At 51.9% G+C, this 12,759-nt stretch carries 14 protein-coding genes and 1 tRNA gene; 5 read left to right on the top strand and 10 right to left on the bottom strand.

The features are described 5' to 3' along the window. Positions 1 to 22: 22 nt before the first annotated feature. On the bottom strand, positions 23 to 769 hold the full coding sequence (locus tag ASB66_RS24600; protein ID WP_114386997.1) for an SIMPL domain-containing protein: 747 nt from the start codon (positions 767 to 769) through the stop codon (positions 23 to 25). Between the two features lie 162 nt (positions 770 to 931). On the opposite strand from ASB66_RS24600, the gene ASB66_RS24595 reads away from it, so the two are divergent. Continuing rightward, positions 932 to 1,007, top strand: a tRNA-Ile gene (locus tag ASB66_RS24595). Between the two features lie 161 nt (positions 1,008 to 1,168). On the opposite strand, the gene ASB66_RS26135 is transcribed toward ASB66_RS24595, so the two are convergent. From ASB66_RS26135 to ASB66_RS24565, 6 genes are all read right to left on the bottom strand, one after another. Further along, positions 1,169 to 1,612, bottom strand: coding sequence for a hypothetical protein (locus ASB66_RS26135; protein WP_060717686.1), 444 nt, complete (start codon positions 1,610 to 1,612; stop codon positions 1,169 to 1,171). Positions 1,613 to 1,669: 57 nt separating this feature from the next. Further along, positions 1,670 to 2,269: a hypothetical protein gene (locus ASB66_RS24585; RefSeq protein ID WP_060717687.1), complete on the bottom strand. Its 600-nt coding sequence runs from the start codon at positions 2,267 to 2,269 to the stop codon at positions 1,670 to 1,672. 76 nt (positions 2,270 to 2,345) lie between these two features. Next, the gene (locus ASB66_RS24580) at positions 2,346 to 3,164 is read right to left on the bottom strand and encodes a DNA adenine methylase (RefSeq protein ID WP_060717688.1); all 819 of its coding nucleotides are present in this window, start codon (positions 3,162 to 3,164) and stop codon (positions 2,346 to 2,348) included. A 169-nt stretch (positions 3,165 to 3,333) separates the two neighbouring features. Then, complete coding sequence (locus ASB66_RS24575; protein ID WP_147274078.1) at positions 3,334 to 4,239, bottom strand: class I SAM-dependent methyltransferase; 906 nt, start codon at positions 4,237 to 4,239, stop codon at positions 3,334 to 3,336. A 57-nt stretch (positions 4,240 to 4,296) separates the two neighbouring features. Further along, complete coding sequence (locus ASB66_RS26375) at positions 4,297 to 6,267, bottom strand: tail fiber domain-containing protein (protein WP_156629353.1); 1,971 nt, start codon at positions 6,265 to 6,267, stop codon at positions 4,297 to 4,299. 274 nt (positions 6,268 to 6,541) lie between these two features. Continuing rightward, positions 6,542 to 6,880 carry a helix-turn-helix domain-containing protein gene (locus tag ASB66_RS24565; RefSeq protein WP_060717690.1) on the bottom strand — a complete coding sequence of 113 codons (339 nt, stop codon included), beginning with the start codon at positions 6,878 to 6,880 and terminating at the stop codon, positions 6,542 to 6,544. Positions 6,881 to 7,014: 134 nt separating this feature from the next. Between ASB66_RS24565 and ASB66_RS24560 the strand changes: the two genes are divergently transcribed. Continuing rightward, entirely contained in the window at positions 7,015 to 7,713 is a 699-nt protein-coding gene (locus ASB66_RS24560) for a S24 family peptidase (RefSeq protein WP_081088997.1), read from the top strand. A 54-nt stretch (positions 7,714 to 7,767) separates the two neighbouring features. On the opposite strand, the gene ASB66_RS24555 is transcribed toward ASB66_RS24560, so the two are convergent. The 3 genes from ASB66_RS24555 to ASB66_RS24545 are packed head-to-tail and all read right to left on the bottom strand — an operon-like array spanning position 7,768 to position 9,692. After that, positions 7,768 to 8,514: a hypothetical protein gene (locus tag ASB66_RS24555; protein WP_060717691.1), complete on the bottom strand. Its 747-nt coding sequence runs from the start codon at positions 8,512 to 8,514 to the stop codon at positions 7,768 to 7,770. Further along, entirely contained in the window at positions 8,507 to 8,884 is a 378-nt protein-coding gene (locus ASB66_RS24550) for a hypothetical protein (protein WP_060717692.1), read from the bottom strand. Before ASB66_RS24550 ends, ASB66_RS24555 begins: the two co-directional genes overlap by 8 nt. Position 8,885: 1 nt before the next feature. Further along, positions 8,886 to 9,692: a ParA family protein gene (locus ASB66_RS24545; protein WP_060717693.1), complete on the bottom strand. Its 807-nt coding sequence runs from the start codon at positions 9,690 to 9,692 to the stop codon at positions 8,886 to 8,888. A gap of 556 nt (positions 9,693 to 10,248) precedes the next feature. On the opposite strand from ASB66_RS24545, the gene ASB66_RS24540 reads away from it, so the two are divergent. The 3 genes from ASB66_RS24540 to ASB66_RS26370 all read left to right on the top strand — a co-directional run bounded on the left by ASB66_RS24540 (position 10,249) and on the right by ASB66_RS26370 (position 12,548). Then, the gene (locus ASB66_RS24540; RefSeq protein ID WP_060717694.1) at positions 10,249 to 10,968 is read left to right on the top strand and encodes a hypothetical protein; all 720 of its coding nucleotides are present in this window, start codon (positions 10,249 to 10,251) and stop codon (positions 10,966 to 10,968) included. Between the two features lie 13 nt (positions 10,969 to 10,981). Beyond that, positions 10,982 to 12,175, top strand: coding sequence for a helix-turn-helix domain-containing protein (locus ASB66_RS24535; RefSeq protein ID WP_114386993.1), 1,194 nt, complete (start codon positions 10,982 to 10,984; stop codon positions 12,173 to 12,175). 232 nt (positions 12,176 to 12,407) lie between these two features. Next, positions 12,408 to 12,548 (top strand): hypothetical protein, encoded by a 141-nt coding sequence (locus ASB66_RS26370; protein ID WP_156545202.1) that lies wholly within the window; start codon positions 12,408 to 12,410, stop codon positions 12,546 to 12,548. Positions 12,549 to 12,759: the final 211 nt, after the last annotated feature.

The following is a 12,759-nucleotide window of genomic DNA, read 5'->3' as shown; positions in this document are numbered from 1 at the left end:
GGGCTTTTTTTGTGATTGAAACCTATTGCTCCAATGCAAAGCTGACATTCACAGTGACGCGATAGGTATTTTCCCCTGCCGCCATCGGCGTTGGGGCGGGCGCCATATCCCGGGCCATGCTGGCTTTCATCATCATGCCCTGCTCGAAGGGCCGCGCTGAATTTTCATTGATGGAAATGATTCGGCCAAGCTTAACGCCAGCCGCTTGCGTCAGCACTTTCGCCTTAGCCATGGCATCCGCCATGGCGGATTTGCGCGCTTCATCGATGGCCGTTTCCGGCTTGTCATTGGTAAAGCGGATCTCTCCACCCTGGTTGGCGCCAAGCCCCACGGACGTATCAATTACCCCGCCCAGCTTGGAAAGATCACGCACACGGATCGTCAGCCCATTGCTGACGGAATAGCCTTCGATCACCGGCGGGCGGCTATCGGCCTTGTCTTCCGGCTCCTGCCGATATCGCGGCGTAATCTGAAAACCGGATGTCTGCACATCACGATCTGCCAATCCCTTGTCCTTGAGAGATTTCAACACCTTGGCCAAAGCCTCGTTATTGTCCTTCAACGCCTGCGCGGCCTCAGTGGCTTCAGTGACGACACCCAATTGCATCAAAGCCATATCCGGCGCCAGACTGACCTCCCCTCCGCCCGACACATTGATGACGGCCTCCTGCCGGGACGCTTCCTGTGCAATGGCCGGAGAAACCACAGCCAGGGACGCCAACACAAAGCCAAGCCGCCCAAGGCCAAAAACCGCACCCAAATTCACCATCTCGTCTCCCAAGCTCCTATTTCTGATTACGCAACCTCTCGCTAAACAACCTATTGCAAAACCATTGCGGCAAACACTTGTCGCACCCAACGTTTTCCGCTAGAGCGTCACCATGGACGTTGGAACCATTGCCAACCCCACCGCCGGCCCTCGCGCCAGGCCGGGCCTGTAGCTCAATGGTTAGAGCCGGCGGCTCATAACCGCTTGGTTGGGAGTTCGAGTCTCTCCAGGCCCACCATTTTTGTGCTGTTCGCCTGTTGTAGCTCGCCGCTGTAGCTGTATTGTATGTAGCTCGCCGCGAAGTTTCGGAATTTTGACACGAAGAATCGGAAAAATGAAATTTCCAGATATGCTGTCAAAATTGACGCCGATGTCTGCGATTGCCCGGACCAAATCTTCCTAGTCAAGATACCAGTCATTTCTGAAAGCACGGTCCTCGATCTCCTCCGAAAACATCACGGCATTTGGCATCAAGAGCGCCTCGAACCCGAAAGATGTTTGTGCGATCACCGGTGGCGTCTCCTCTGACCATTCCACATCGGGAAACTCCGAATGACGGATGAAAGGCTGTCTGTTCAGTTTGTTGACCCTTGTGAGGGTGACCTCATACAAGACGCTTCCAGACTGCCAGACTGAATGAGCAACAAAAATATCGTCATTGATATACATCCACCCATGAACAGCCTCACCGCCAAACCTGTCGACCACCAACCGAGCGTTATCATGACAGCATGACGCCTTGGTTCCCAACGTCCCCAACGAATAGAGGATTTGCGGACGTACGCTTCGTCCTTCTTGCAATTTCTCGCGAAGCCTAGGCACGAGAAAATTGTAGTTCGTCATGGTAAAATCCCCAGCTTAGCCGTCCTAAATGTTTCAATTGTCGTATTCAAAGCGATCTCACCGCATTGCCCTTAGCAGCGCATAAGCCTCTATTGCCTTGCAAATTCCCTCGAAATCGGTGCCCGCGCACCACAGCGAAAATCCCACCACTCCTATCCCCATTGCGATAGTGCCAAACTCCTTCCCGGCAGCCGCAGCAGCTTCTTCCAAAAATATGCCCGCAAGACCTGCAGCAGCTATGAAGTATCGCTTTGCCTTTTCCTGAAAGGTTTGCAGCCATGAAGCCAAATTCTCCACATCGCCATCCGACGTAAAGACAGTCAAAGCTTTGCGGCAATCACGAATATCCTGCTCGATCTCGCGGGCATAAGGAAGAAAATCCGAATTTTCCGTCCGCTCGCCGTCCTTATGAAAAACGGACAAGTCCAGAGATGCGAGACGAAGGACGACCTCCTCAAGCCTCTCGATGATCTCATAGCGGCTATCCCATTCGGGACCATTGGAATAGCCAGATCCGTCGCTGAAGAAGGAACCGTCACTGTGAGGTATCGAGTATGACCGCCCAGTTGATGCCTCTTCTACATATTCATCCGGGCTTTGGTATGACCTCACACCAATCTGATCTCTATTAAAACGTCGGACTTTGACACTGCGCATGGAACGCCTCCCCCTTATGAAATCCAGCCCAATTCGCTACTCTTAAGACAGCGTCTCTTGAGTGAAAACGCAATATCTAAAAGACAACTGAGGATGACACAAAAATCAACTCTCGCGCTTCGGTACCTTTCCCGCCGGAGACGGAATAGGTCAGCTCCGCACCCTCAACCGGAAAGCCCACGAATATCTCACGGATTTCCGGACGGTCGTTTATCGACAGAATAAACCGTCCTTGAAGGGTCTTTAAACGCCCTGCAAGAACCTCGAACTGATCTCGGCCGAACAGCGCCTTGCCGTAATCGTCCTCGCAGCCGAAGTAAGGCGGATCGAGGTAAAACAGCACGCCCGGCCGGTCATACCGATTGATGAAGGCCAGGCAGTCCAGGTTCTCGATGACGACGCCAGATAGGCGCTCGTGAACGTCTTCCAAGAGCGGTGCCAGCCGGGTCAGGTTGAACCGGGCGCTGCCATTGTGCTGGACGCCGAAGGTCTGGCCTGCGACCTTGCCGCCGAAGGCGAGCTTCTGGAGGTAGATGAACCGGGCGGCCCGCTCCAGATCGGTGAGCGTGGCCGGATCGCATGCCTTCAGCCGCTCGAACTCACGACGACTGGTGATCTGGAATTTGAGCGTATCCATGAACTGCGGATAGTGGCGCTGGAGGATGCGGAACAGGTTCACGACATCACCGCTGCGGTCGTTGATTACCTCGGTCCTGGGCGCTTGCCGACGTCGGAAAAACACGCCGCCCATCCCGACAAACGGCTCCGCATAGGTCTGGTGCGGCATCGCCTCGATCATCTTGACCAGGCGCGGTGCCAAGCTCCTCTTGCCACCGATCCAGGCGGCTGGCGGCTGAGTATTGGGGACCGGCCGGAAGGCTTCACGATTCACCATTTCAAATATCTCACGACTCAGTCACACAGATCCGGCCCTGCAGGGTACGGGTGCGACGGTTATCGTTTTTCACTGTCGGACGGGTTAGGACGCCAATCTTTGGCCCGTCGTTGGGGTGCTTTAACACCCCGGCCACCCGGTCAATGTTCCAGGGCGACCGCTGCTTAATTCATCGTCTTCGGAAGATAATAGTGTCCTGGTCGGCGCAAAAAGCATTTGGGCCGTAGGTCACTCCTGGGAAGATCCTGATCAGATCAAAGCCCTTAAATAGGCGGAGCATAAAATCAGAGCTTGCGAACGTAGCGATATCATTTGAACCGTCTTCGTCCGCACGCTGCTCATGCCAGTGCACATAGAAACCTTGCTCCGCCAAAATTCGGCTGCCGAAGCTAGACAGTTGTTCCAGCACACCGGCATATTTTGTCCCATGATGAGTAACCAAAACAACACCGTTAGGCATAACAATGCGACGGAGTTCCGAGGCCCACGCCTCCAATCCACTTTGAGACATGTGCGTGAAAACCGAGGAGCAGTAAACCAAATCAAATTGGCCATCGGGAAAAGGAAGAGGAGGAGTTTGATCGTTAACGACAAACTCAGCAAATGAAACAGCGTCCCGGCTAAAATTAAGAAGCTTCGGATTGACGTCACAACCCGAGATTTTTGTACCCTGTGGAAGCAGCCCTTCGAAGCCAGCGACGATTCGACCGCAGCCGCAGCCGAAGTCGAGTATCGACTTGAATCTGTGAAGCGGCTCCTCGACCGCAGTTAGAAATTCGACGATTATATCCGCCGCAGGTCGCCGTGAATTTGCAAAAGCGACAAGGTCAGTATGACCGTTTACGAGCGCTACAAGCCCTGGAGGAGGAAGCTTCGACGTAAGCCCGAATTTGCAATCGTAGTAACTGGCATCATAGCCAATGATCCGCGTCTCATGGCGGTGCTTCTCAAAATGCTCACGCCCCGACGAGAACCGTCCCATTTTAACTGCAGCCGCGACATCTCCATTATGGAGCAAATAAGCCTCTTCATCGAAATTTTCTTCAGTTGCAAAAATCACCAATCCGTTTGCCAAATCACAGCCTCTCTAGTCACGGTATCCAGTTATTCGAAAGCCTAAATCAATCATTGGTTATACATCCCTTGCTTCGAGGTCCTCAATCCGTTGGAGTGCGGTTTGCAGGACTGACCAGAGAATTGGTATAAACTGCTCATAACGAAGGCCGTAGATGTCGGCCTCGGCATCGTAAACCAGCCCGGCAAAATCCTGACTAGTTAAGCCAATGGCTTGGATGGCGGTTTCAACCTGCTGAGCGGAGAAGCCCCAGTGGGTCCTAATATTTTTCTTCGAGCGCGCTGGAGAAACCAAAATACGTTCTTCATAGGTCTCCATCACAGGTTCAAGATGAATAACCGGCTCCTTATGAATTTCCCAAGCCATATGCTCACGAGGTTGAGTGCCTTCGACAATGCCTAATTTTCCACTTGGAAGACGGGCTTTGCGAGCAAATGGGATTTGCTCCGTCACCGGCACGCGCTTCGGAACATCTTCGAACAATTGTTCGCCCGTGTCGGGGTCATACACAAAGTGAGCGATGAATTCAGGCTCACTGACCTCCTCGTAAGCGACCTCGGTGCGACGGAATGCAACACCTTCAACCAATTCGGTCCGACTACTCTCTACTGGCTTAAGGACCATCTTCATTTTTTGTCGAGTAGCCGTTTGTACCTCGACAACTTCATCCGTCACCTCATCCTTTAACTTATAGGTGATGGCATTCAGGTTTTTGAGAAACGACAGTGCAATATGGCTGGCGACAATTTGAATGTTTTCTTTATGCCGCTCGTCAGAGGTTGCGATAGTGGCGGTCGCGGCCCAAAGCTGCGACCAACGATAGCTGGCACTACCCAACCCAAAAGAATTGTCAGTGCCTGGCCGGAACACGCCGCCAGCGACAATATTAGATGACGAAAGAGTGAGATTGCCACCATTTAATGTGCCCGCCGTTCCACCCGAAAATGAAATGGTGCTATCTGGCGAAGCGGCGCCACCGCCCGTCGTATACCCATAGATGCGAACGGTACTTGCGGTCGTTGGATTACCGAGCTTCAGGATCTGACCCACTTTAGAAAATTGGGCCTCTCCAGGGATCAAGTTGATGTCATTGCCGCGCAAATATGATTGGCTGACGGGCGTACCATAAAGATCAAGCCCGTAAGATATTCCTGCGGCGACAACGGCCTTTAGAAATGTTCCATCGGTGCCAAGTGCCGAAATGCTCGAAACTCCACCGACTTGAAAGCCGGTTTTCCAACTTTGCCCGGAAGTCCAGTAATCAGCATAAAACGCGGTATCTATTAAGGTACCACGCTTCGTGCCAAGCCCACCGGCGGCATAACTCCACTTATAATCCACGTCTTCGTCGACGTTGACATCCGCTTCGTCGCCCGCTGCATTCCACCAGCCAGAAGCTCCTGTTACTACCCGGCAATAGGAATTAGACCCGAAAATGCTGTCTTTCGCAGTTCCAGTGGAAGCTGGAGCATATACAGAACCCAATGCCTGGACACCGACATAGTTTCCGTTTCCCGGTGTTTGAGCGGGTTGTTGAGTAACATTCACCTCGCCTAGAATGTTGGTGAAATATTCGCAGGCCGCCGTCTTGCCCATGCCAGCGCCCAGCGTGATCATCACCAGATCCGGGCAAATCTGCGCCCAGGTCAGGGTTTCCAACACTTCGGCAGAGCCGCGCAATTGCATGAATGAGGGCGCTTGCGGGATCATCGCGGCCACGCTGGCAGCGGCCTGCAGGGCATCCAGCCATTGTTCGATCATAGCGTTGTGGTTATCCAGCCGTCCTTCGTAACGCCCTGAGAACCACTGGCTGAACGTTGCGTCCTTCATGCCTGAACGGCGGGTGACCTCGGCCTTTGTCCAGCGAAACTGGCGGGCAACGGCAATCACCCGGTCGACCAGCTCCCACCATTTTTCGATATCGGCTTCAGTCTTGTTGGCCGAGACTTCCGGGGCCTGCAATGGCCGCTCCCACGATCCGCCATTCAGCTGACCGGTCGGGGGGCTTGTGAAAACATGTTTGTTCATCTAACTATAGCTCCGTCAAACAGCCTTTTCAGGCTTTGTTATCGGGCAGTCTTCGGACTGCCCTTCTTTTTTCCGGAATGGGAAGGGCTTTGGTGACAATTTGGGTGTCTCGATTTGTCATTGTTCAGCTCGACGTTTCGGGTGAAGATTTATGTGTGGAGCGGACGGCTGGACTGGACAGCCGGAACGAGAGCTCTTGCAATGGACGCTTTCTGTTCTGCCGGTGAAAACCCGGATGCCAAAGGCTAGAACAGCGTGCCGCCCGCACCACACCTCAGGCCGCCTCGCGGGCGCCGGAGCTTTCGAGGCGGCGTTTTTCCATGTTGGGCGGGCGCTGATAGTTTTCAGGCGGCTGCGGTGCGCGGCGTTGGCCATCAGGATGATACCGGCTGCGCCACAACAGATGCGGGCGGGTCTTCAAGGCAGCGGCAATCGCCCGTTCTCCGGCCAGATTGGCCTGCTGCAACGTGTTCCCGGCCGTGCCGCGCGGCAAGCCATATTCCCGGTCGATCGCCAGCAGCGTGAGACCGGCCACATTAAGCCTGGCTTTTATGCGATTTATCTCATCAAGGCGCAGTTTCGCTGCCTTGTCCGCAATACGGGCACGGTGCATAATAGTTCCTCGTTGTGAACGGGGAGGCCCTGACTGGCCTCCTTTTTCATGGGTGATTTGGTCTGTATTTATAGAGAGGATTAAATCACAAATGGATTTTTGTAAAGTCCATTTGTGATTTAATTGGTGACGAATTGGCGCGACCCGAGATTGAGCCGAAGACGCCTTTAGGACTGCGCCTACGTGAGGTCCGTGCGAATCTTAAAATCGAGGACAGAGATGTCTTTGCGTCGCAGCTTGGCTTAAGCAAAGGCGGCCTAGCGCATTACGAGCGCGGCGAGCGAGTTCCCGATGCGTCTGTTCTCCAGGCATATCGAGAAAACTTTGGAATCAATGCGAATTGGTTGCTGACTGGCCAAGGCAGCATGTTTTCAGAAGAGATCGGAAAAGATACTTCTGTCACCGTCGAACGCGACTTTGTGTTAATGCCGCAATACGACGTCTGCGCTTCAGCCGGAACCGGCCGCCTCCCAGTCAACCAGATGCCAACCAGCGAAACAGCATTCGAGCGCAAATTCCTGAGAGACCTTGGCGGCGCCCCTGACCACTGCTTCCTCATGTGGTCCACCGGCGACAGCATGCTGCCCTCAATCCCCGACAATGCCCTCCTCATCGTCGACGCCAGCCAAACCACCGTCGACCACGGCCGCATCTACGTCTTCAGCGTCGGCAACGCCGTCCTGGTCAAACGTGCAAATTGGCGGATGGACGGACGCCTGGAACTGATCTCAGACAACACGGCTGGGAAATACCCGGTCGAGACATTTGACGCGAACAGGGTTGAGGATCTGGCCGTGGTAGGGCGAGTTATCTTTGTGGGGCATCCGCCTTGATCCCAATTCCGTATCCTCAAATCAGCCTCTTTGAAGAGACCACGGGTGGGAGGCTTAAGGCGCTGGAATTGAGATTTTACAGTGAGCTTTTAACGCGGCTCGAAAAGGCGCTCCTACCGCGATACCAAGAGCATCACGCAGTTGAGGAAGTTTAGCGCCCTCCAAGTGATGGCACATCACGGACGCGACGATAGTCATACAGAGACTTATCGTTTCTCTTTCTCGTGCAGACCATTTTCCTAGATCCGCCTGATTCGGCTTAGTAATTGAAGTCTTCCCATCTGCCGAAGTCATCCTAAAAAGAGAGTTCGATGCATGAACGGCTTTGGACAGCGTGGAATATTCACCATCCAACAAGGACTTCAAATCCAGATGCAAAGCTAGGTCTTGTACTTTTGGATGTTCAATAACGTAAGCGCGCAGTTCCTTCGGCGGGATGGAGAATTTTCCATTCTTCCACTTTTCCAATTCGATCGGATGATCTGCATAATAAATAGCAGAAAGAGTATTTTCCATGAAGCTCCTAAGAGCTTGCAGCGCAGGCCTCCAACAACCAAAACTCGCATTTACATGAGAGAGAACAGCATCATTGTGAGCCTCATAGAAAAAGTGAGCTGCGTCTAAAGTCATATTTTGGTCAATTAGATCGACCTTAACAGCATTCACCGCTGCTATTCGAGCATAACTTTCAGTCAAAACAGCATTACCGCTGAGATCTTTAATGTTATCATCAATGGCCTTAGAATAGGCCGCGACGAACATTTTATGATTTGCAGCTATCGCATCCGAGATTTTAACCATTGTTGAGCAAAAACTGCAATGCGTTCGAGAGTTCAGACGGGCGATCAGAGCCGGATGGGCTAGTTTTACGAGCCACCCTTTCACGTTCCGCATCATTCTCTGCTAGGAACGTTATAATCTTTCCCATAACATCACGAGCGCCGTCACGTGGTCGAACCTCCAGCGGAAGTTCGAAATCCCGAATTACTTTCTCCCAGTCTAGCTTGTTGTACTTAGACAGAGCTGCCAACGCTGAGAGGCTAATACCAATCTGCTGCTGAGGGACAGGATTCGTTAAAGCTAATCCGAAATTATCGAGTTCTTGGTTAGGCAGGGAGCGCAAAAGTTTGCTGAGCTGTTGCAGAGCCTTGGCGAGTTCGTGTGTCTTCATATTAGAGACCTAGTTTCTTGAGAAGCTCGACTGAAAAAGCAGAAAATTCCTGCTTTGCTTGAGCGTCATTCATATCGTAAATCGGTTTGTTTTTTGCTGTCGCTTCTGTCACAGCTGAACGCTCTTTTATCTCGGCTACGAACATCTGGCTCGTGAATTGTTTTCGGAGATCCGCAGTCGTCTGATCCCGAAAAGTCGATTGGCGGCCTACACGCGATAGCACAATTCCGGCGTTCTGTATCTCCAGTTCCATATCATCAGCAAACTTTTTCACTCTCCTTATAAGCAAAGCAATGCCAAGGCTCGAAAGAAAATCTGGGGATACGGGGACAACATAATGGGTGCTGATAGCCAATGCATTCTGGGTTGGAAGAGTCAGATTCGGCGGGCAGTCACAAACGATGACGCCGTAGTCATTCATGACATCTTTTAGCGCCTTCTTGAGCAATTTTTCACGCGCGTTTCTCCCCCCAATATCCAGATCAATCGTAAATAGATTTAAATCAGACGGCACAAGATCAACGCCTTTGAATACATCTTTAATGATAACATCAGCGGTGGTTTTGTTGTTACCTTCAGCGTGTTCGGCATTTCTCACCCCGAGAAGGTCCGCAACTGTTCCATTTTTTTTTCGATGGCTAGACCATACTTCCGGTGAAATACACGAAAAAGTAGCGTTAGTCTGAGGGTCTAAATCAACCAAAAGAGTCTTATGCCCGTTCGCTCCGCAGTAGGCAGCGAAATTAACTGCTAGCGCGGTTTTCCCGACGCCACCCTTCAAATTTACGCAAGATACTACGACCGTCATCCCTTCCCCCCATGGTTGCAGATTAAAGCTCTCGCATCGAGAAGATCATTCGTCAACCATCTTTGTGGAGCATCGACTATGCCCGCCACAACGCCTTTATTTATAGTATCATTGAATACCGGGTCGTCTACTGCCAGGACGCGTAGCACCACTGAAGCCATTGCTAAGGATCTTAACCCGTAAAAAAACACCTAGCGAACTTGTACCGCCAAGTGATCAAATCCGGATTACGTCGACCTGAAAACTTCGATTTCTACTACGATGCCAGATATCCAGCAGTAGCCGAACTCATGTGCGCCTTACCACAACGAGCCTCACCCACCTCTTAGGCTAAATGAGACCATACCTAAAAAGGATATTTTCTGGGATGCGCCGAGACGCCCGGTTAACCGGTGCAGGTGGGCCAGCACTGGTACAATATTCCGGCTCACCCCATAACCTGTGAAAACACTGCGTAATTCAAGTCAGCGACAAAGAATACCATTGAAAAATGCAAAATTTTGTGGTCATTTTCCGCTTAATGCAAAATCGAGATGTGTAACGCAAGGAACGATAAATGATCCCTGATGAGCGTAAACGTGAGTTTGAAGCTGCGATACGGCGTGACATACCCCGCAATATGCTCGTTGAGGTGAGGACGCTGTTCCCCCGAGCTGCCGAACAAGCGGACGTCGCTGTCAGCACTTCACACAAAGCGGTAACAGATGGCTTACCGCTATCACGTTATCGCCAAAGCAGGTCAGTTGGTCTTATGAGATACAACATCATAGATGAGGCATTTGAGCAGATATTGGCACGTAACGGCGCAGAGTTTGTAAAGTCCGTTCCCGTTGAATACACGCCCGACGAAGTGAAGCTTGCTCCTGTCCATCTAACCACTGGCGTATTAGGACATACAATGGTCGGTTTCGCCTCGCATAGAGAGCTTATTGATACGCCGGTTAAGAACGCAACTCGAAGGGCTCTCTGCTATCAAAATCGCGGTCTTTTGCCCGATTTTTTTCATCCTCCCGAAATGTTCAGTGATCGGCAACGACTGGTCCTTATTATGGTACGACGTGATCCGAATGTGCTTGGGAATATCGCATCGCTTACGCTCTCCGTTCTAGACAGCAAGCAGGAAACCTTCATCTATCAGTCTGATATTGATGATTTTTTGGCAAATTACGGGGCGGATGGAGCTGCGTCGGCAAAGCGTCGTGTGGTGCTAAAGCCCATTAAGGGTGGTTTCAAAGACGCGAGCGGAGACGGTTCACGTGATCAGAACGAAAAGTGATTTAGGATGAGAAGTGCGTAACGGAATACAGACATTTGTGGGAGCCAAGCTTACAGAAGCGCGGCAAGCTCGGGGCATTTCCTCACGGAAGGCTCTTGCAGACATGATGCAGCGTGCGGCAAGCACGGTGCAGCGGTGGGAGGAAGGCGACTCTTATCCAGAACCGCAAGCGTTGTCAGAGCTTTCCGCCATCCTCTCCCTCCCTGAGGATTATTTCTTAACACCGCGTATGGAAGGCGCAGGTCCATCGTTCTTCCGCTCTTTTGCCGGAGCCCTCAAAAGTGACAGGCTGGTCCAAAAGGCTCGTCTGATTTGGCTTGAAGACATAGCGGCCGTGGCGGAGCACTATGCATACTTGCCCGAGGTAAATATACCTGACGTGCTACACGGTAGGAGCTTCAAGACCCTGCGCGACGAGGACATAGAGGCAATCTCGCAGGAAGCGCGTGAACATTGGGGTCTTGGCCTCCGCCCGATATTAGACATGGTAGTCTTTGCTGAGAGCATAGGCGTTATTGTTGCGGCAGAACAAATGGAGACGGACAGGCTTGATGGCCTGAGCCGTTGGGGCCACGATGGCAGGCCCTATATTCTTCTAGCGAATGATAAGCATTCGTTTTCGCGCAGGCAGTTCGACACTGCCCACGAGCTAGCGCATATTCTTCTTCATCGGTCAGTTACCGAAAGTGAATTTGAAGAGAACTTCAAGCTCATCGAAGAGCAAGCACACAATTTTGCGTCTGCATTCTTGCTGCCTGCCAGCCAATTTAGCTTGGAAGTTGATTCTGCAGCTATTTGGGAACTCGAACGCCTTAAGGCTCGGTGGAAAGTCTCGATCAAAGCACAGATCATGCGTTTAAAACGCTTGCATATATTGGACCAAGATGGCGCTCAACGGCTGTTCAAAATTTACAGTTCAAAAGGGTACTCCACCAAAGGTGAGCCATATGATGACACTTGGGGGCTACAGCAGCCAAGCCTACTCTCCGATATATTCAAAGCACTAGTTGACGCAGGACAGGTGAGCAAAGAGGCTCTTTGCCATGACCTTCCCCTTTTCCCACACGATGTTGAAAGTCTGTCAGCTCTGCCTTCTGGCTGGTTGAAACTTGAAACGGCGCGGGTGGTTGAGTTCAAGGCCAATCCGCCTCGGCGGGCGGAAAACTTGCACCAAGGGGGGCAGATCATCCCGCTTACACGCAAATAGAATATTCGCGATGGTCATTACGTGCGGTGGAACTGTTGTTCATTTCGAGATCTTTGGAGGAAGAGAGAAAGGCGGCCTCGACCTTGCCGCTTTCACTTGGTCCGATGGCAAATAGCCACTCAAGCGGCACTATTGCCAAGATCGCGCTGATACTAGACCGTGAAATAAGGTTCTTGAACCTCTTCAAATGCGAGCCCTTGATCAAGCATGCGTCGCTGCTAGATTAGCCAGCATGGGTACACTCATCGAAATGATTATCGGCAGCCTGTTCGGGGCGCCGCCGGCAAAAACCAAGATCGAAAAACGCATCCAGAACTACGGGTGGATTGTGCCTGTTGTCGTCGGGATTGGTCTGCTGTTGTTCTGGCGCTGATTCTCAGGCCCTCGGAGCACTAGCGAGACTGTTACCCCCAAATAAGGTCAGATCACCCCGCTCTCAGAAGCATTGAAGTGCGTTGTCGCTCCACTAGCTTACGTCAGATGGAGCACCTGCCGTTCGATGATAACGCAAACCAGATCTTTTCTTACGATGGCATCCCGGTCGGTTATTTCGGAGGCGGTATCGTGCCAATCACGCCTGGCAC

Origin of the sequence: Gillisella vitis, assembly GCF_001541345.2 — a bacterium.
Lineage (GTDB): Bacteria > Pseudomonadota > Alphaproteobacteria > Rhizobiales > Rhizobiaceae > Allorhizobium > Allorhizobium vitis.
This window is presented reverse-complemented; position numbering and strand designations above follow the sequence as displayed.

Bases quoted from the DNA above. Each gene is read 5' to 3' on its own strand.
- ASB66_RS24600 (WP_114386997.1), bottom strand. From the start codon at position 769: ATGGTGAATTTGGGTGCGGTTTTTGGCCTTGGGCGGCTTGGCTTTGTG.
- ASB66_RS26135 (WP_060717686.1), bottom strand. From the start codon at position 1,612: ATGACGAACTACAATTTTCTCGTGCCTAGGCTTCGCGAGAAATTGCAA.
- ASB66_RS24585 (WP_060717687.1), bottom strand. From the start codon at position 2,269: ATGCGCAGTGTCAAAGTCCGACGTTTTAATAGAGATCAGATTGGTGTG.
- ASB66_RS24580 (WP_060717688.1), bottom strand. From the start codon at position 3,164: ATGGTGAATCGTGAAGCCTTCCGGCCGGTCCCCAATACTCAGCCGCCA.
- ASB66_RS26375 (WP_156629353.1), bottom strand. From the start codon at position 6,267: ATGAACAAACATGTTTTCACAAGCCCCCCGACCGGTCAGCTGAATGGC.
- ASB66_RS24565 (WP_060717690.1), bottom strand. From the start codon at position 6,880: ATGCACCGTGCCCGTATTGCGGACAAGGCAGCGAAACTGCGCCTTGAT.
- ASB66_RS24555 (WP_060717691.1), bottom strand. From the start codon at position 8,514: ATGGTTAAAATCTCGGATGCGATAGCTGCAAATCATAAAATGTTCGTC.
- ASB66_RS24550 (WP_060717692.1), bottom strand. From the start codon at position 8,884: ATGAAGACACACGAACTCGCCAAGGCTCTGCAACAGCTCAGCAAACTT.
- ASB66_RS24545 (WP_060717693.1), bottom strand. From the start codon at position 9,692: ATGACGGTCGTAGTATCTTGCGTAAATTTGAAGGGTGGCGTCGGGAAA.
- ASB66_RS24540 (WP_060717694.1), top strand. From the start codon at position 10,249: ATGATCCCTGATGAGCGTAAACGTGAGTTTGAAGCTGCGATACGGCGT.
- ASB66_RS26370 (WP_156545202.1), top strand. From the start codon at position 12,408: ATGGGTACACTCATCGAAATGATTATCGGCAGCCTGTTCGGGGCGCCG.